General features: G+C 40.1%; 16 protein-coding genes and 1 riboswitch. Of the genes, 3 read left to right on the top strand and 13 right to left on the bottom strand.

The genetic code is table 11. From position 1 onward, the window contains the following. Nucleotides 1-133: 133 nt before the first annotated feature. From ACRX5O_RS18280 to ACRX5O_RS18320, 9 genes are all read right to left on the bottom strand, one after another. Nucleotides 134-1207, bottom strand: coding sequence for a D-alanine--D-alanine ligase (locus ACRX5O_RS18280; RefSeq protein WP_391558185.1), 1074 nt, complete (start codon nucleotides 1205-1207; stop codon nucleotides 134-136). 315 nt (nucleotides 1208-1522) lie between these two features. Continuing rightward, complete coding sequence (locus ACRX5O_RS18285) at nucleotides 1523-2611, bottom strand: D-alanyl-D-alanine carboxypeptidase family protein (protein ID WP_433907267.1); 1089 nt, start codon at nucleotides 2609-2611, stop codon at nucleotides 1523-1525. A gap of 124 nt (nucleotides 2612-2735) precedes the next feature. Then, nucleotides 2736-3119 (bottom strand): VOC family protein, encoded by a 384-nt coding sequence (locus ACRX5O_RS18290; RefSeq protein WP_433907268.1) that lies wholly within the window; start codon nucleotides 3117-3119, stop codon nucleotides 2736-2738. Nucleotides 3120-3145: 26 nt separating this feature from the next. Beyond that, nucleotides 3146-3709, bottom strand: coding sequence for a cob(I)yrinic acid a,c-diamide adenosyltransferase (locus ACRX5O_RS18295; RefSeq protein WP_433907269.1), 564 nt, complete (start codon nucleotides 3707-3709; stop codon nucleotides 3146-3148). 16 nt (nucleotides 3710-3725) lie between these two features. After that, nucleotides 3726-4322, bottom strand: a complete 597-nt coding sequence (locus ACRX5O_RS18300; protein WP_433907270.1) for a histidine phosphatase family protein — start codon at nucleotides 4320-4322, stop codon at nucleotides 3726-3728. Continuing rightward, on the bottom strand, nucleotides 4271-5062 hold the full coding sequence (cobS, locus tag ACRX5O_RS18305) for an adenosylcobinamide-GDP ribazoletransferase (RefSeq protein WP_433907271.1): 792 nt from the start codon (nucleotides 5060-5062) through the stop codon (nucleotides 4271-4273). Before cobS ends, ACRX5O_RS18300 begins: the two co-directional genes overlap by 52 nt. Before the next feature lie 32 nt (nucleotides 5063-5094). Then, nucleotides 5095-6582: an adenosylcobinamide amidohydrolase gene (locus ACRX5O_RS18310; protein ID WP_433907272.1), complete on the bottom strand. Its 1488-nt coding sequence runs from the start codon at nucleotides 6580-6582 to the stop codon at nucleotides 5095-5097. Between the two features lies 1 nt (nucleotide 6583). Continuing rightward, nucleotides 6584-7645: a FecCD family ABC transporter permease gene (locus ACRX5O_RS18315; RefSeq protein ID WP_433907273.1), complete on the bottom strand. Its 1062-nt coding sequence runs from the start codon at nucleotides 7643-7645 to the stop codon at nucleotides 6584-6586. After that, complete coding sequence (locus ACRX5O_RS18320) at nucleotides 7608-8585, bottom strand: ABC transporter substrate-binding protein (RefSeq protein WP_433907274.1); 978 nt, start codon at nucleotides 8583-8585, stop codon at nucleotides 7608-7610. The genes ACRX5O_RS18315 and ACRX5O_RS18320 overlap by 38 nt, the downstream gene beginning before the upstream one ends. 143 nt (nucleotides 8586-8728) lie before the next feature. Next, nucleotides 8729-8914, bottom strand: a riboswitch (cobalamin riboswitch). 247 nt (nucleotides 8915-9161) lie between these two features. Here ACRX5O_RS18320 and ACRX5O_RS18325 point away from each other — a divergent pair. Both ACRX5O_RS18325 and ACRX5O_RS18330 read left to right on the top strand, forming a co-directional pair. Beyond that, complete coding sequence (locus tag ACRX5O_RS18325) at nucleotides 9162-9719, top strand: glycerol-3-phosphate acyltransferase (protein WP_433907275.1); 558 nt, start codon at nucleotides 9162-9164, stop codon at nucleotides 9717-9719. Nucleotides 9720-9730: 11 nt separating this feature from the next. Beyond that, nucleotides 9731-11308: an aminotransferase class V-fold PLP-dependent enzyme gene (locus tag ACRX5O_RS18330; protein WP_433907276.1), complete on the top strand. Its 1578-nt coding sequence runs from the start codon at nucleotides 9731-9733 to the stop codon at nucleotides 11306-11308. A gap of 69 nt (nucleotides 11309-11377) precedes the next feature. Here ACRX5O_RS18330 and ACRX5O_RS18335 read toward each other — a convergent pair whose 3' ends face one another. Next, nucleotides 11378-12142, bottom strand: a complete 765-nt coding sequence (locus ACRX5O_RS18335; RefSeq protein WP_433907277.1) for a hypothetical protein — start codon at nucleotides 12140-12142, stop codon at nucleotides 11378-11380. 247 nt (nucleotides 12143-12389) lie between these two features. Here ACRX5O_RS18335 and mgtE point away from each other — a divergent pair, with 247 nt between their 5' ends. Beyond that, complete coding sequence (gene mgtE / locus ACRX5O_RS18340) at nucleotides 12390-13748, top strand: magnesium transporter (protein ID WP_433907278.1); 1359 nt, start codon at nucleotides 12390-12392, stop codon at nucleotides 13746-13748. 32 nt (nucleotides 13749-13780) lie between these two features. Here the strand turns inward: mgtE and ACRX5O_RS18345 are convergent, their stop codons facing one another. Genes ACRX5O_RS18345 through ACRX5O_RS18355 form a run of 3 tightly spaced genes read right to left on the bottom strand, consistent with a single transcriptional unit; the run spans nucleotide 13781 to nucleotide 17744 of the window. Further along, nucleotides 13781-14896, bottom strand: coding sequence for a GerAB/ArcD/ProY family transporter (locus ACRX5O_RS18345; RefSeq protein WP_433907279.1), 1116 nt, complete (start codon nucleotides 14894-14896; stop codon nucleotides 13781-13783). Next, nucleotides 14896-16110 carry a Ger(x)C family spore germination protein gene (locus ACRX5O_RS18350; protein ID WP_433907280.1) on the bottom strand — a complete coding sequence of 405 codons (1215 nt, stop codon included), beginning with the start codon at nucleotides 16108-16110 and terminating at the stop codon, nucleotides 14896-14898. Before ACRX5O_RS18350 ends, ACRX5O_RS18345 begins: the two co-directional genes overlap by 1 nt. Further along, nucleotides 16107-17744 carry a spore germination protein gene (locus tag ACRX5O_RS18355; RefSeq protein WP_433907281.1) on the bottom strand — a complete coding sequence of 546 codons (1638 nt, stop codon included), beginning with the start codon at nucleotides 17742-17744 and terminating at the stop codon, nucleotides 16107-16109. Before ACRX5O_RS18355 ends, ACRX5O_RS18350 begins: the two co-directional genes overlap by 4 nt. Between the last annotated feature and the right edge of the window lie 25 nt (nucleotides 17745-17769).

Raw genomic sequence — 17769 nt, forward strand, 5'->3', positions numbered from 1 at the left:
TTGACTTATCGTAGGGCGGAGAGCGAAGGACACTAGGCGCTAGGGCGCTGGAGCTAGACAATTCTCAAAGTCGAAAACCTTATACTTTCTTACCTTTTGAAGGAAAACACGGCAATTACTTGCCGTGCCTCCATTAAAACGTATACTTGATTTTTTGCTTTTCAGCGTGACGCTCTTTGGCAAGTTCCACAAGCTTTTCAATTAACTTTGGATATTCCACGCCAGTATGTTTCCACAGAAGCGGGAACATGCTAAACGGTGTGAATCCTGGCATGGTATTAACTTCATTAATATATGCCTTCCCGTCTTTTGTTAAGAAGAAGTCGGCACGAACTAATCCTGAGCAATCCAGTGCTTTGAAAGCTTTTATTGCCAATTCCTTCAACTGGCTGTACTCTTCCTCGCTAATTTCAGCCGGAATGATTAAAGCTGTATTTCCGTCTTCATATTTTGCTTTATAATCGTAAAATTCAACCTTAGGTACAATTTCTCCTGCAACTGAGCATTCAGGGTAATCATTTCCTAATACAGCAATTTCAACTTCTCTTGCCGTCACACCTTGTTCAATAATGATTTTACGGTCAAATTGGAATGCTTCTTTACATGCTTCCGCAAGTTCCTCACGGTTTGAACATTTGCTAATTCCAACGCTTGATCCAAGGTTTGCTGGTTTGACAAAGCAAGGATAGCCAAGCTCTGCTTCTACCTGATTATAAGCCTCTTCTGTATTTTGTTCAAAACTGCTGCGGATAAAAGATACATAGTTCACCTGTGGCAAACCAGCTTGTGCAAACACATTTTTCATTAATACCTTATCCATTCCTACAGAAGAAGAGAGAACACCATTTCCTACATACGGAAGGTTTAACAGTTCTAGCAATCCTTGTACGGTTCCATCTTCTCCGTTCGGACCGTGAAGTAGTGGGAAAATGACATCATAGCCAGCTTCTTCCCCCTTGCTTGATAACGCAGGTGTTAAAGAGGTTGGTGGGAGTGCATCACCTTCTGTAAAGATTAATTCTTTTACGGTTTCAACCGGGCCAGTTAACAGACCCCCACTTACCCAGCTACCTTCTTCCGTTATATAAATAGGATGTATTTCAAACTTGCTATGATCAAGTGCATTAATTACTGCTAATGCTGTTTGTAACGACACTTTATGTTCAGCAGATTTTCCACCGTATAATAACCCTAACTTCGTTTTCATAAACGTACCTCCATATAGTCATTGCCTTTACTATTTTACCACTATCTATTTTAAGAAAGGAACCGTACTTCTGTGCATTTATGTAGTTTTTTTCCCTAAGCCCTTCGTTCTATACCTATGTCATAACTAGCTTGCTTCACAACCTTATTCCTATTACCAAAATAAAAAGACGCATAAATTCATGCGTCTCAAATTGGATAGTTTATTTCCGCTCCAGGCGCTTGCTCTCCGGGGGGCGGTGAGCCCCCAGGAGTCAAGCGCCTTCCGCTCCAATCAACTAGATACTTATAAAACAAACATTAATATCTATAGCACTTAGCGAAAAAATCTTTTCAACCAGGAGTCATCATCTTCATTCTCTGGTTTTGGAACATCTTCTCCAAGTAAATTCGTTTTTCCAATTTCTTCCCCTAAGACAAGTACTTTAAGCTCGCCTACTTTTCCTTTACGCAAGTCTTTTTGGTTGGATGGCTTAAATTGTACTTGAACACTATCTTTTTCCTCTTTTGTCATTGGATAGATGATTTCATGTTCTGGTACAACTCCACCTAAGTAAGAGCCTTGGAAGGAGGCAAATTTCTCTTGGCTAACAATCTCTACTCTCTCATATTTTTGAAAAGCCATATTAAACAGGGACATATGGTCTTTCCAATCTTGCCGGTCATTGATGGTGACGACAATCAATTTTAAACCATCTTTTTCTGCCGTTGATACAAGAGTGCGCTTGGCTCGAATTGTATAGCCTGTTTTTCCACCTGTTGAATATGGGTACAGAATTGTAAGAAGCTTATTTTTATTAAACCACGTTCCGACCGAACGATTTAAACTTTTGCAATGATATTCCTTTGTTCCTGAGATTTTACGGTACTGTTCATTTTTCATGGCATATTTTGTAAGCAAGGCCATGTCATAGGCCGTAGAATAATGATTTTCATGGTCATCTAAGCCATGTGGGTTAGCAAACACCGTTTTTGTCATGCCAATTTCTTTCGCCTTTTTATTCATCATTTTCACGAAATGATCAAGGCTTCCACCCACATGTTCTGCTATGGCCACTGCTGCATCATTTCCAGAGCGAAGCATTAACCCATACACAAGGTCTTCTAGTTTTATTTTATCACCAGGTTGTAAATAGAGAGATGATCCTTCCGTGACAGATGCTTTTTTACTGATGGTCACCATCTCATTCATTTTCCCAGATTCAATCGCTAAAGTAGCAGTCATAATCTTCGTGATACTTGCAATTCGCATTGGCGTGTGAGCATTTCTTTCAAATAATACTCGTCCTGATTCTTGCTCCATTAATATAGCCCCTTTAGCAGCAATGGCATGGCTTTTTGTTGGAACAGCAGTCACCGTTGACAAAAGTACGAGAAATACGAGTATCCATTTTAAGTGTCTCATTCTATCCCCTTTCTAACATCAGTAGCAAGGGTTATTTTTTGAGTTTCATGGTTTTTATATTCTTAATCCAATAAAAAAGCACAAAAAAATCGACCCTTTATTACAAAAAGGATCGATTTCTCATTTAAGGAGTAGGAGTGCATATTTCAATATAATGGCCGTCTGGATCTTCGACGTAAGCCACCTTTTGGCCCCATGGTTTCTCTGTCGGTTCAAGTAATACAGGTACTCCTGCTTGACGAAGCCGGTCCACAAGCCCCTCGACGTCCTCTGTCACAAAGCCTAACTCAAACGTATGACTCTTTTGAATACCATCTGGAATAGGCAGCCCAGTGACTTCTCTTCCGCCTGCCCTTGTATTCATACTCAAGATCGTCGAACCTGTTTCATATTCAATGTAGGAACCAAACTCATTTCGAAGCTTTAATCCAAGTAGTTCACCATAAAATCGCTTTGTTTTTTCTAAGCTGTCCACGTACAAAATGACATATCCAAGCTTAACTTCCATAGACAATCTCCTCTTCCCTACTTCATCTAATTTCGAAACACCTTCGCACTTCTTACATATTCAACATCCTTGACACCTAAACGGAAATTTATTACTCTCGCCAAAGCAAAAAAGTAATCAGAAAGGCGGTTTACATACTGTAAGCACACACTTGGGGTCGTCGAATCTGCCTTTGATAAACTGACAATTAGACGTTCACCACGACGAGCAACGGTACGAGCAATATGAATGGTAGCAGAAGCCTTTGTTCCTCCTGGTAAAATAAAGCGCTCGAGTGGTGGCGCTTCCTCCGCATACACATCGATTCTTTGCTCTAAGTACTGAACAGCTTCATCTGTAAGCTTCGGAACACGTTTAGATGTTACATTGGCTAAATCTCCTCCACAGTCAAATAACTCATGCTGAATTTTCTCCAAGTCTGCAAGCACATCTGCAAAGACTTCCTCATTGAGCTCAAGCATAGCTTGTCCAACAAAGCTATTAACTTCATCAATTGTTCCATACGCCTCAACTCGGATATCATCCTTATCTACTCTTCCACCGATGATACTTGTTTGCCCTTTGTCTCCCGTCTTTGTATAAATCTTCATTTGCTCATCATCCCCTTTAAATGGATACTTTCTTTAGTGAAAAGGCTCGTTCTCCCTTTTCAAATGCTTTATTTGAAAATAGTAGTTCATAATAATAATCATGTGACACATTCCAGTCCCAGTATGCTCGTTCGTCTGGTGCAAACGAAGCTAATAAATGCCTTATAACACCTGCGTGAGTGACAACAAACGAACGTTTCCAATGATTATTTTTCACTTCCGAAATCATCTTGTTCCAGCCACTATCAATTCTTCTTACAAACTGCTGAAAGCTTTCGCCATTAGGGGTGGCTATTTCTTTGTAATGATTCAGCCATTTTTTATACTCATCATTGTCCTCTAATTCGTCAAAGGTGCATCCCTCAAAGTCACCAAAATGCATCTCTCTTAGCTCGCTCATTCGAATCGGTTCTACTTCAGGAAAGAATGCTTGTAACGTGGATAAACATCGTCCTAGATCACTAGTAAAATACCCTTCATATTTCGTTACTAGTGGTGAGGGATGATGGCATAAAGGGGAATCCGTCCACCCTAAATAGGCTCGTTTTTTATTTGCCTCTGTTAAGCCATGCCTGCATAATGCCATAACCACACAATCATCCATAGCAACCATTCCGTCCCTTCTGCAGATGCTCCCAGCACATCTCCGGTTATTCCGCCAAACCATTGCACTGTTTTTTTTCGGATAAATAAATAACATAGACAAGCACTTACAAATAACAAGAGGAAAATGGGAGCAATGGCCGGTAAGAAAAGGGTTAATCCTATTAACACGACCATACAATAGAAAGGATAACTTAGTAAAGAAATCTTACTCAATCTCTCCCTAAAAAATGCTGCAAGTCCTTCATTCTTTGCAAGTGGGGCAAGGACCAATAACGCACCAATCACTCCCCTACTGAAAAAAGGAATGAAAAGTATGACTATGTAAGTGTAAGAATGAACAAAATGGATGATTTCATATAAAAACAAATAGCGACCACTTAACAGAACAATAGCAGATAAAACACCAAATGCTCCTGTTCGAGGATCGCTCATAATTTCTAATCGTTTTTCCTTGTCCCGGTATGAAAAGAAAGCATCGCTTGCATCCATCCAACCGTCTAGATGAAGACCTCCTGTAAAGAAGATCCACGCTAACCATAGGATAAAAGCAATGGAGACTGTCGATAATGGTGTCCACTCTACTAAGGTGAAAAGAAGGACCGAATAAATGCCTCCTTGTAAAATTCCTAATAGCGGGAACATGCCAACCGCACGTTTCATATGCGCGGCATCCATTGGCAAGTTCATTTTTATAGGAATTGATGTAAAAAATTGTAGGTTTAATAGAAATGCACGAACAGTTTTCACGGCTCTTCCTCCAGGAACAGTTTTGAATGAATTTATAGTGACGAACTCATGCCTTCTTTTCTCATTCTAGATTTCCGAATCGCTTCCGTTGTACATTCATAAACTCCTCTGCTAACTAATCTACCTAGTTGAGTAAAGGAGCCTGCATACTCAATTGCCGTTCCCTTTTGGGTAGCTGCAATTAAGATGCTGTCTGTTGATGTACCTGTTGCAAGTGTCCCGGTGTTTAAGTCGAGCACCTCTTCATTTTGCAAGACCTTCACTTTTACTTCTGTTGCTGTCATGATTGATTGAATAAATGCTTCCTCAGACAATTCACCATTCACAAAGATCCAAGTATTAATTGTGCCAGGTGTATATTCAAACACTTCTCTATCTATCACGGATGCGTCTATTGCATTACCGACACCTGCCGTCACGACTACAAAAATGGAAACATTGCCATCAACATAAAGCTTATATGATACATCTTCAAGCTTAACAGCAGTCATCATTCCAACTGTTTCCCCTGGAATGAAGCCATTTCTTTCTAAATAGTTGGCCATTTCTTGTTTATGATCACTATAATTATAGTTTTTGTCTACATGGCGATTAACAAAGTTCTGGTACCAGCCCGTTCCAGAACCAATCACTCCAGAGCTCATCGTTTTTAATGGTTGCTCCGTTTTTACTACAATTCTTTCTGATGAAGCATGAATCACTGATGGATCAATTTGATATATCTCTTCTATCTGGTCATTTTCCCACTCTGGTAACAGCACCATTTGTGGAACAGGAACCTTTGGATGAGGCTGTTTGGCAATTTTCGTATGGTAGACGTTTTGAATTCGTTCTTGTTTCAACACTTCGTTCGGAGTATCTTCTATCACAATCTTCCCCTCATGAAGGAGCAGAAGTCTGTCACAGTATAAGCCCGCTAAATTTAGATCATGGAAAATGGAAACAACCATTAGTTCACATTCCTTTGACCACTTTTTTAACAGATCAAACAACTCTTTTTGATAGCTTAAATCTAAGTGGTTGGTCGGTTCATCAAGAAGAAGGATACGTGGTTCCTGGGCGAGCGCCTGAGCTAAGTAAACCCTTTGTCTCTCACCACCAGATAGATCTTGAATATTTCGATGTTGAAGGCTCAATGTTCCCGTTTGCTCCATGACTCGTAGAACGGTTTCCTCATCTTCTGGGCTCCAGCTATGAAACCAGCCTCTTTGATGGGCATAACGCCCAAGCGATACCGTTTCTTTAACCGTGTAGGAAAATGGATCTGCCGCATGCTGAGGCAGCACCGCGATCAGCTTAGCAAGTTCCTTGGGAGAATAATCGGAAAGCTTATTTCCATCAATAGAAATGGTTCCTTTTGAGGCGGGCAAAATTCCACTTATCATTTTTAAAAGCGTGGTCTTACCGCTTCCATTCGGTCCAAGAATACCAAGCATCTCGCCTTTTTTCACTTCAAAGGAAATATCCTTTACTATAGAATTACCAGCGTATCCGCCACTGACATGCTGAATGTGAAGCATGTTAACCACTTCTTTCTGCTCTTGTTTTTAGTAGGATCATAGCAAAGACAGGTGCCCCGATCAGAGCGGTTATCACCCCAATTGGAAGCTCAATAGGAGCAATGATGGTCCTTGACACTAAGTCAGCTAAAATTAAAAAGGCACTACCAGTAAGAATCGATAACGGAAGTAGATGTTTATGATCTGGCCCCCAAAGCATTCTCGCTAAATGTGGAATAACCAATCCAACAAAACCAATTGTACCTGAAACAGCTACCGCACTGCCGGTTAACATGGACCCCGCCATCAAAATAATATGCTTTCTTCGTTGGACATTCACTCCAAGATGATGAGCTCTTTCCTCTCCAAACGACATGGCATTTAATTCTTTTCCGTTAAAAATTAAGATGGCTGATCCTATAAGGAAGAATGGGAGAATAATTTTTATATATACCCACCCTCTCATGGAAACGCTTCCCAGTAACCAACCAATAATCTGACGTAACTCCTCACCTGTTAAGGCAATCATTAGGGAGATAAGGGCTCCGAGAAAGGAACTAAAAATGATTCCTGTTAAGATAATCGTCTCCACTCGCATGGAGCGCTCTATTTTTTGCGCGAAACCTAATACGAGGAAAATAGTTATAAAAGAAAACAAAATACTAAGAACAGGAAGTGTGAATGCCCCAATGACTGGAAGCGACAGCTGAAAAAACAAAGTAACAACTGCTCCAACTGAAGCACCAGAGGAAACTCCTAATGTATAGGGGTCTGCAAGTGGATTTCTAAGTAAACCTTGAAAGGCAGCTCCAGCAATTGCTAGAGCCGCTCCAACAAGTCCTGCTAAGATAACTCTTGGCAGGCGAATATTCGAAACGATATTTACATGCATTTGGTCAATTCCATCTAGTGAAACAAACGGAAAAAGTTGTGCAAGTAATATTTGAATCGTACTTAAGATAGGAACTTTCACAGTTCCTAGTGAAATGCCTAGTACAATAGCTAACAGGAGAAACGAGGCTCCCATTGTGTATGCTGCTAATCGATTAGTTATTAAATACTTCCGGATATACGGCTTTTGCAAGTTCCTCTACCCCTTCAACGAGCCTTGGCCCAGGTCGTGTTACCAGATCAGAATGAACATCTACAACCTGCTTATTTTTCACGGCAGTCATATCTGCCCAGCCTTCTCTAGAAGTTACTTGACCTACAGGATCTTCGGAGTAGTAGCCGTACGTAGTGATGATTACATCTGGATTTCTCTCAACAATCGATTCTTGGTCGATGCTCGCCCAACCATCTAGATCTCCTGCTGCATTTTCAGCATTGATCACTTGAAGCATAATATCCATGAATGTGTTCTTCCCTGGTGTGTAAATGTCTGGTGCTGGTGAAACTTCAACAAACACTTTTTTCTTTTCGGTTACAGTTGCAGCTTTTTCCTTAATTTCGTCAAGCTTTGCCTTCATAGCAGCTGTTAGCGCTTCTGCTTCTTCTGTTGTTCCTGTCATTTGTCCGATTAGGTTGATTGTTTCGTACACTTCCTCAAAATTCACTGCGTCGTTGACAACAAATACTGTGATTCCAGCATCTTTTAATTGAGTAAGTCCCGCTTCTGCAGATAAAGCTGAAGATTCATGTGCTAAAACAATATCAGGATTTAATGAAACGATTTTTTCCACATTAAATTCCATGCCACCGACTTTTTCAACATTAGCCGTTTCTTCTGGATAGTTATCATAATCAGAGATCCCAACTACCTTCTCACCTAAACCTAATTCATACACGATTTCTGTGTTACTTGGAATTAAAGAAACAATGGTCTTTGGCTCTTCTTCTATAACCACTTCATTGTCTAATGCATCAGTAAGTGTAAGTGGGAAGGCTGCTTGTTGTTCACTTTGTTCCGTTTGACCTTCTGTGTTTTGGTTATCTTCTGCCTTTTCAGTTGCGCTCCCACAACCAGCAAGAATTCCTAGTGATAGTACGAGTATTGCAAATAGTGCGTAAAACTTTTGGCGCATTTTCTTTCCCCCTGTGTTATGTAAAAAATAAAAAGCATCTTCCTACAAAGGCAGGAAGATGCTGGTATGATAGACGTTTTACACTAAATAGAAATCAAATAATAGGTAACGGTCTGCCACACCACTCCTATCCTCGTAGGAAATTCGGTGCATAGCAATAGGCGAGTCTCCTGGCTTATGGTCATTGCTTGCTGCACCTTCCCATACTTTTACGTACAGTGGTATTACTTGCAGCTTGCTCCCATTTACAGTGGCGGGACCGCGTTGGAATTTCACCAACTTCCTTTTTAAGTCTTCAGTATGAAGACACCTACTACTAGTCGAATTATGAAATTTTCTGCTACGTCTGATTATACACTAACAAAGCCCCACAAACGCAACCCCTTTTTAACAAAATGGTGACAGACACCCTTCGTGGACAAAATCGGGCAAAATGTCCACGGAGGGTGTCCGTCACCGCTCGTGGACACTTCGTGCCTTTTTGTCCTCCTGGGGTGGACAGTAACTTCTTATTGTGAAGAGGTTTTGCTTAGCATAATATGGAATATATACAACATAGCGTGGAGGTCATGTTCTATGGTAGTAGTGGGCTATTTCTTCCTTTCCTACTTCATTGGATGCATCATGTTTGGATACATTATTGGAAGATTGTTTGGAAAGATTGATATTCGGAAGGTAGGCAGTGGAAACGTGGGTGCCCGTAATATCGGGCGAAATTTAAATAAGTCGGCCTTTGTCGCTACCTTTTTAGGTGATGCGTCTAAAGGGGCGGCAGTTATCCTTCTTGGTAGAATGCTAGGCTTTTCAGAGGAGATTCAATTAGTTGGATTTTTATTTGTCCTTATAGGACATATTTGGCCCATCACCCTTTCCTTTAAGGGAGGAAAAGGGATCTCTAGCTTCCTCGGAGGAATCATTGCTTTTGAACCGACGGTAACACTTGTCATTCTCGTTAGCTTCGCGATCACATATTCCTTGTTCCGCAGCTTTACTATGGCTGGTCTACTAAGCCTATGCATTCTTCCGGTCTATTTCTTTATTGAGTCTTATACATACACTTCCGTCGGAATGATCGCACTCACAGTAATCACTATTCTTTTTGCTCATCGAACAAATATTAAAGAAAGAGTATAGGGGGAAACCAAATGGGCTTGCTTTTCAAAATTGCAAGAAGCGAAGAAGAAATGGAGCAAATTCACAAACTAAATTATCGTACATTTGTCGAAGAGATTCCACAGCATCCAAAGTCTGATACAGAGAGAAGAGTTGACCCTTTTCACGCTGAAAATACGTACCTTATCTGTCTAAAGAACAAACAACTAATTGGAATGATTGCCGTTCGAGATAAGCGACCTTTTTCCATTGATAAAAAGATTGGTCCTGTAGAAGATCATCTTCCCTTTCAAGCTCATCTATTATGCGAAATTCGCCTCCTCGCTGTTGATGCAAAAAATCGGAACGGCAGAGTGTTTCTAGGACTTTCACAATTATTAGCCAACTACTGTATCAAACAAGGATACGACGCAGCGGTTATATCGGGAACCACCAGACAAACCAAACTTTATACACAACTCGGTTTCACAGTGTTTCATGATCCAGTTGGAACAGAAGATGCACAATTTCATCCCATGTATATCACAAGAGACACCTTTGAAAAACAAGTCTCTTCACGCATAGGGATTTCTTCTAGCCGGTTTATGCCCGGACCTATTATGGTAGCAGATGATGTTACAAAAGCACTTATGAGTCCACCCATTTCTCATCGCTCTAAAGCCTTTCTAACATTATTTAACTCTGTCAAAGAAAAACTTTTGAGATTAACCAAAGCTGCGAATTGTCAGCTTCTTCTTGGGTCTGGAACGTTGGCGAATGAAGTCATCGCCATGCAGCTGAAAAAACTTTCAAACGGAGTCATTTTTATTAACGGGGAGTTTGGAAAGCGACTGCAAGGTCACGCCATCCGTGCTGGTTTATCTTTTGAAAGTTACGAAATACCTTGGGGGACATCATTTACTCTGCAAGAAATAAAAGAGGTCATTAACAAGCATAACCCTGAGTGGATCTGGTTCACACATTGTGAAACATCGACTGGTGTTCTAAACTCCTTGGATGATATGCAAAAAGCCTGCATGGAAAAGAGTATAAAAATCTGCCTTGATGCTATTAGTTCCATAGGGGCTAGGCCAATAAATCTCTCAAATATCTATCTTGCTTCAGGAGTTAGCGGTAAAGCACTGGGCTCGTATTCAGGTCTTTCCATTGTGTTTCACCAGCATTACATGAAAAAAGATGAAACGATTCCCGGCTATCTTGATCTCGGATGGTATATAGAGAACGACGGAGTCCCATTTACACACTCATCAAATCTCATCTCCGCTCTTCACCAGTCACTAGAAGCCTATGAAGAGGAACAGCCTTTTGAAAGAATTGGTCGTCAATATCTGTATATTCGGGAGAATCTCGAATCTCATGGCATCCATGTCTTATCTAAGATAGAACATTCCTGTCCGACCATTATGACCATTCCATTCCCAACAAAAATACCCTCTACCTTTATCGGAGAGGATATGGAGATGAATGGCTATTTACTACACTATGAAAGTGCGTATTTGAAACACAATAACTGGGTTCAAATCTCTCCTATTAGTAATATTGAAGAGAAGGAGACACAACGTATGCTATCCCAGCTTAAAGAACTAGTTACATACTATCAGTCTCAATAAAACCACGAGTGTCCACCCCACACGGACAAATCAGGCCGATTTGTCCACGAAGGGTGTCTGACACCTTTTTTACTGCCATTGCTTTGTTTTTTTGTCGAATGTGAGGGTTGCGTCGAATTTGGTTTTAGACAGTTTTTCGTACTCCTCGAACATATCATCCATATTCATGTAGTCGCCAATGACCCAAATAGGGACTTCAATCTTCGTTCTACTTTGTACCGCATCTTTAAAAGATAATAAGATTCCCTCTTTCATCAATGGTTTTAAAGAAAGAGAAATATCGATATCCATCGGAGGGTACTCCCTCCTTTTTCTCAACCCCAAAATTCCCTTTTCTGGTTTGAACTCATTTAACTTCTCAGGTACTAGATCAGATAGTAGCCGATAAAAATCAGTTAACGTCCGGTAATAAACCTTATTCCACCATCCATCATCGTGAGCAAAATAACCATATCTATTTCTCAGATGTCGGTTAAATGGCTGCTTTAGTTGCTCCTTCATATGCCCCATATAAAGTAACTCGGCAATCTCTTCACCAGATAAGGCATTTACGCCTTCAAGCTCTTCAAAATCCACCCAGCAAAAATCTCCATAACCATGAACATCCTCACCCATAAGCCGATGCAGCTTCTCTTTAGGGACGTATTCTAGTAATGTGTGACGATTAAACTCTCCCGATTCGTAAGCATGTTTAATCAACAAAAGATGATTCAAAGAATCGGAAAGAGACCGAGCAAACTCTTTAAATTCAATCCCGTGTGTCAGAACATATTGTTCACCTTCATTAAGGAATATGTAGAGAAGATCGCGTTTCTCCTGATTGCTTTTTTTCACCTAGTAAACCTCCACAATAATAGTAATATCTCCCTTACTTATGACGAATGAACGTATAAAAAAGTTTCGATGAATTTCCCGCACTGTTCTTCTAAATAAAACTATACTATTGTATAAGCACTATATAATTCAAGCACAATCTTTACAATTCACAAACTTTTATTAAACATCCATTTTAAAATGAATCGTTTTTCTCTATAATTAGCATGTTGCTGCAAAGAACTTACCCACCTGAGAGGTGATACGTATGATTACAAATATGCCAGAAAACCAAATTACCCTATACATCATTAAAGTGCTAAAAGAATCAAAACGAAAAGAATTTGATACGATATTGGATGAGCTCCAGCCTTATGATGTCGCAAGAATATATGGGGAATTGCCCGAAAAACACAAAAAAAGATTTTTATTATACTTAAATATAGACATGCTTGCAGACCTCATTGAGGAATTAAGCAAAACCGAACAGCTTGATGTTTTAAATCGACTGGGTATTGAACGGTCTGGTGAAGTCCTCGATGAAATGGATAACGATGACCTCGCCTCATTGCTTGATGACCTGTCACCTGAAAAAATCAGCCAGCTCTTATCTGGAATGAAAAAAGAGGAATCTAAGGCCGTTCAAGACATCATGAATTATCCTTCCGAAACAGCTGGGCGATTGATGACGAACCGCTTTGTATGGATAAGAGATTACTATACCGTTAAGGAAGCTGTAACCAAGCTCAAATCGTTTACTGATTACGCAGAAACCATTAATTATCTGTACGTGATCGACCAATACCGTAAACTAGTTGGAGTTGTTTCTTACCGTGATATTCTAATGGCAGAAGCTGACGAAGTTGTTCGTAATATTATGTACGAACGGGTCATTTCTGTTTCAGTAGATACGGACCAAGAAGAGGTTGCCATGCTTATTCAACGTTACGATTTCATGGCCATTCCTGCTGTAAACGAAGAAAATGTACTTATGGGTATTATTACCGTAGATGATATTATTGATGTTGTTATTCAAGAAGCGAACGAAGATATTGAAAAGCTTTCCGCTTCAGGTAAATCGATTGATTTTGATACAAAGGCCTATGTGGCTGCTTACAGAAGACTTCCATGGCTCATTCTTTTATTACTCATTGGTATTTTATCTGGAAGCATCATTAGTACGTATCAAGAAACACTCAAAGAAATTGTAGCACTTGCTTTCTTCATCCCCATGATATCCGGAATGACTGGAAATACGGGTACACAATCTTTAGCAGTGGTTGTTCGTGGACTTGTATCGAATGATATTAACAAACGTGTCATCACGAAACTTGTCCTTAGAGAGCTTGGTGTTGGTGTCATAATTGGTATTACCTGCGGCATCCTTATTTCACTTATCGCATTTATATGGCAGGGCAATTTAATGATTGGCCTTGTAGTCGGCATCTCCTTGCTTTTTACTCTCATTATCGGTACCTTAGCAGGAACAGTTATCCCATTGATTCTTTATCGACTGCAAATCGATCCAGCCATTGCTTCTGGACCTCTTATTACAACGCTAAATGATATTTTTTCACTCTTAACCTATTTTGGGATTGCTACGCTTTTCCTACATCATATACAGTAAAGAGGCACGAAGCCATAGAGCGCTTCGTGCTTTTATTTTGCCTCCTCAGCTACTATTTCTTTTTTTAACTTTTTCTTAAAAAAGAATCCCATTACAAGAATCAAGAAAGGCAGTCCTACAGCAACCCCTATGCTAATATAAACCCACCATCCCTCTAAAAAATCAACCGCACGATTTTTATCAAAGTTGATCCAATAACCAAATGCACTGAGAATGATAGCAGTAGGAATAATTACTTTTCGATAATCCTTTAGACCAAGCATCTTTTGCATAGCAACCGAAGCACATAACAAGCTCATCATAATCTGTGTAAGAATCGATAATGCAAAGAAAGCAATCATGATCATTTCATATCGATGAACAAAATAACCAATTTGTGCACTTCTAGCCATCTGCATACAAGAAACGATATACTGTGCAGCTGTCTCAGGAGACAGTACGCCTGCCTCTAGAATCGGCCACATGATAATGAATACCATTCCGTAACCAATTCCAGCAAACCCCATTTTCCCCCAAGTTTCCTTATTGGCAACCATCGGCAATATAATTCCCGCCATAATCGTAGCCATAGCCCAGTCCGTATTATGATGTCTACTTGCCCAAACGGTTTTTAAAAAACCCATTTGAAAAGTTGGACGTAATTCTCTAATATCAAACTCGGACAGTGAGCCAAGCATTAACAATATATTTAAAGCGATAATCGAAAACACACCAATTAAAGCCATCCTAGCTATCACTTCTACTCCAAAGTAAATGGCATATGTACCTATTAAAAAAGCTGCCAGGATAAACAATAAGATCGGTGCCTCTGGCAGGAAATAATCCTTTAAGTGAAAAACAAATGTCGACATAACAGGCCCATATGCAGCTAGGAAAAATATAAAAGTAATAAGCGCTACAAATTTCCCAAACCACTTGCCAAACAACCTCGCTGATTGGTCAATTAAGTCACCCTCAGGCATTCGACGGATGACAAAGATCACCAAGAACATAATCACTCCACCTTGGATGGTCGCAATGATGGTTGAAATCCATATATCACCACCTACTTCTCTAGCCATCGATCCTTGCGTCACACCAATTGCCTTTGCATATATCATATTGATTATTAATGCCATAAACATACCATTTGAGATTTGTACCTTCATTAGTTTGCACTATTCTCCTTTTTACCGGAGTTTGTTTCCTCCCATAATAGGACTGAATCCTTGACCTCCACATTTACAGAGACTTTGATATCAACCGTAGGGAATACTTCCTCCCAATCATCAGCAATTTGCATCCAGTACCCAGGATAATCATTTTGGAACACTTTCCCGAGCTCGATTACATCTGTTTTATACTCCTTTTGCACCTTATTTACAGTCGTTTCTATTTCCTTTTTCAATTTTTTCTCAACCGCTTTTTCTAATTCTGTTACTTTCTCTTGATTATCAATAGAAAATGGACAACCCGCTTCAACCACCACAGCAAAAGCGTCAAACTCAGCAGTAAAGCTTATTTGGCTACCTTTTAAATGAGGTGTAACCTGAAACATCTGGTCCCTAAGCTCTACACTTATCGTTCTTTCAGGTTTACTTGGACATGGGGTGGTAACCACACCAGACTGTAACCTTTCAGTAAAAAGCATTAATGCCCTGGTTTCTTCTGGTTTTAAAATTCCAACCAAACGATCTTCCTGAAAAACTCCTGCACCAGCCAAGTCCACTTGTTTGATCGTAGGTCCCTTTTCTGGCTTTTTGTTAGAGACCATCACTTCCTTTAAGGTGACTCTAGCGATAATCGGTTGTGAGCTTTGACTTAAGTAGGCTGACTGGACATTCAAAATTTGTGTATTTGGAGCAACATTGGAGATTTCCCCATATCGAAAGAGTTTATTCACTGCCTCACCAGGGATGAGCTCCAACCCCGTAACGGTTGATACTAAGGTACTTGCCTTCTCTGGTGTGATAACAACCCAAGTTCTCATCCGGAGTTCAGGGTTTCTTGTAAAAAAATCAATTACCTGCGCAATTCCTTCCTTGGCCAAATCTTCATTTATAACAATGACTTGATTGTGCGCCCAAAAAACATTTCTTGTTGTAAAGGAAGAAAGATCACGAATTGCATCAAACAAAGACTCACCTTGTCCCACAATGGTGAGAATGGGTTCCCCCGTCTGCCCAGAAGGAGCACCTGTCTGTCCCCTGGCATCTGCTGGTCGAGCGATCTGTGCCGTCACTTTAAAGGAATTCTCTTCCTCTCCTTTGTCGATACCTACAGCCATCACCAAGGCTAGGTCATTTAACTCTCTCTTTCCTGCACATCCCGTTAATAGGAGCATAATGATCAATAAAAGAGACCACTTTAGGTGTCTTTTCATTCTTCATCCTCCCCCTTAAGCTTAATGATATGACGAGTTTTCTTCCTCCGTGATTTTTCTCCACCTTTTTGATCACTTTCTTTACTTTTACCCCCTTCTTTAGAATAAGGATCTGTATTAGGAGGTTCTGGCAATTGATGATCTCCTACACGTTTCTCATCACCTGTAACTCCCTCAGGTCTCGCCTGCATTTTCCACCAAGGAAAGCGAATAATCGTATCCTTTTGATCCTTAGGTTGGAAAGGTGTTGCTGGTGCTAAGTATGACTCCCCGAAGGAGCGAAGAGTAAGAGCATGAATGGCTAATAAGGTAAACATCGCAGAAAAACCGAGCAATCCAAGTGTCCCAGCTGCTATTAGCAAAGGAAAACGAATAAGACGAATCGAGAATGATGCAGCATAATTAGGAATGGCAAACGACGCAATACCTGTTAAGGCAACGATAATAACCATAAACGGAGAAACGATCCCCGCTTGAACAGCCGCTTGGCCAATGACAAGAGATCCCACAATACTAACAGCCTGACCAACAGGCTTAGGCATTCTAAGTCCTGCTTCCCTCATCAATTCAAAGGATATTTCCATCATTAATGCTTCTAGTAAAACTGGAAAAGGAACAACCTCGCGTCCGGAGGCAATGGTTAGGATCAGTTGGGTAGGAATCATCTCTTGATGAAAGCTTACGAGCATCACATAAATGGAGGTAAGAGTTAAGCTCAGTACAAAGGCCAAATATCGTATAGCACGGAAAAAACTACCCGTCATAAATCTTGAATAATAGTCATCACTTGCCTGTAAAAACTGCCAAAAGAAACTAGGGACTACCAATACAAAAGGAGTATTGTCAACAAAAATAGCTACTCTTCCTTCTAGTAAAGACGATGCTACTTTATCAGGCCTTTCTGTACTTTGTACGGTAGTAAAAGGAGATCTTGGTGCATCTTCAATTAATTCTTCGATATATCCACTTTCTAAAATGGCATCGATCTTAATATCACGTAACCTTTTCTTTACCTCCTCAACCAAACCGTCCTTCACTATGTCTTCTATATAGGCAATATTGATATCTGTCTTTGAGCGCTTCCCGATAATCATTTGCTCAATCCGAAGCTTTGGATCTCTAATTCTTCTTCTGACAAGCGCCGTATTTGTTCGAATGCTTTCTGTAAATCCATCACTTGGACCACGAACAACTTGCTCTGTCTGAGGTTCATCTACACCTCTTTTTTCCCACCCTTTTGTTTGTACAAGGAACACTTCATCGCTTCCATCAAGAATCAGGACTGCGACTCCGGATAGAATTCCATCTACAGCTTGACTGACCTCTTTGATTACTTGAAATGAAGCATTTGAAAGCATATGTTCCTTCAGCAAAGTTAACGGATTACCCGCAGGTAATGTTGAATGTTGCAGTAACAGATTCCCTTTATATAGTAGGTCACTAATAAACAGTTCTATTTGTGTCACATTAACTAATCCATCCGTGTAATAACAAATCGCTTGAACATTTTTATGCTCATGAAAGGTAATACACCGTTTGACTAAGTCAACACTGTTTCCCAAAATCTCATTCATTAAATCTTCATTATCTTGCAAATCTCTAAAAAAATGTTCCTTCTCTTCCACTGCAGTCATAAATTGAAAACTCCTAAGATGATTA

This window comes from Robertmurraya mesotrionivorans (assembly GCF_050971805.1).
Lineage (GTDB): Bacteria > Bacillota > Bacilli > Bacillales > Cytobacillaceae > Robertmurraya_A.

What these genes read in the sequence shown, in the direction of transcription:
- ACRX5O_RS18345 (WP_433907279.1), bottom strand. Translation starts at nt 14,896, where the DNA reads ATGAAGGTACAAATCTCAAATGGTATGTTTATGGCATTAATAATCAAT.
- ACRX5O_RS18300 (WP_433907270.1), bottom strand. Translation starts at nt 4,322, where the DNA reads ATGGTTGCTATGGATGATTGTGTGGTTATGGCATTATGCAGGCATGGC.
- ACRX5O_RS18295 (WP_433907269.1), bottom strand. Translation starts at nt 3,709, where the DNA reads ATGAAGATTTATACAAAGACGGGAGACAAAGGGCAAACAAGTATCATC.
- ACRX5O_RS18310 (WP_433907272.1), bottom strand. Translation starts at nt 6,582, where the DNA reads ATGCTTCACATTCAGCATGTCAGTGGCGGATACGCTGGTAATTCTATA.
- ACRX5O_RS18325 (WP_433907275.1), top strand. Translation starts at nt 9,162, where the DNA reads ATGGTAGTAGTGGGCTATTTCTTCCTTTCCTACTTCATTGGATGCATC.
- mgtE (WP_433907278.1), top strand. Translation starts at nt 12,390, where the DNA reads ATGATTACAAATATGCCAGAAAACCAAATTACCCTATACATCATTAAA.
- ACRX5O_RS18285 (WP_433907267.1), bottom strand. Translation starts at nt 2,611, where the DNA reads ATGAGACACTTAAAATGGATACTCGTATTTCTCGTACTTTTGTCAACG.
- ACRX5O_RS18350 (WP_433907280.1), bottom strand. Translation starts at nt 16,110, where the DNA reads ATGAAAAGACACCTAAAGTGGTCTCTTTTATTGATCATTATGCTCCTA.
- ACRX5O_RS18320 (WP_433907274.1), bottom strand. Translation starts at nt 8,585, where the DNA reads ATGCGCCAAAAGTTTTACGCACTATTTGCAATACTCGTACTATCACTA.
- ACRX5O_RS18330 (WP_433907276.1), top strand. Translation starts at nt 9,731, where the DNA reads ATGGGCTTGCTTTTCAAAATTGCAAGAAGCGAAGAAGAAATGGAGCAA.
- ACRX5O_RS18280 (WP_391558185.1), bottom strand. Translation starts at nt 1,207, where the DNA reads ATGAAAACGAAGTTAGGGTTATTATACGGTGGAAAATCTGCTGAACAT.
- ACRX5O_RS18290 (WP_433907268.1), bottom strand. Translation starts at nt 3,119, where the DNA reads ATGGAAGTTAAGCTTGGATATGTCATTTTGTACGTGGACAGCTTAGAA.
- ACRX5O_RS18355 (WP_433907281.1), bottom strand. Translation starts at nt 17,744, where the DNA reads ATGACTGCAGTGGAAGAGAAGGAACATTTTTTTAGAGATTTGCAAGAT.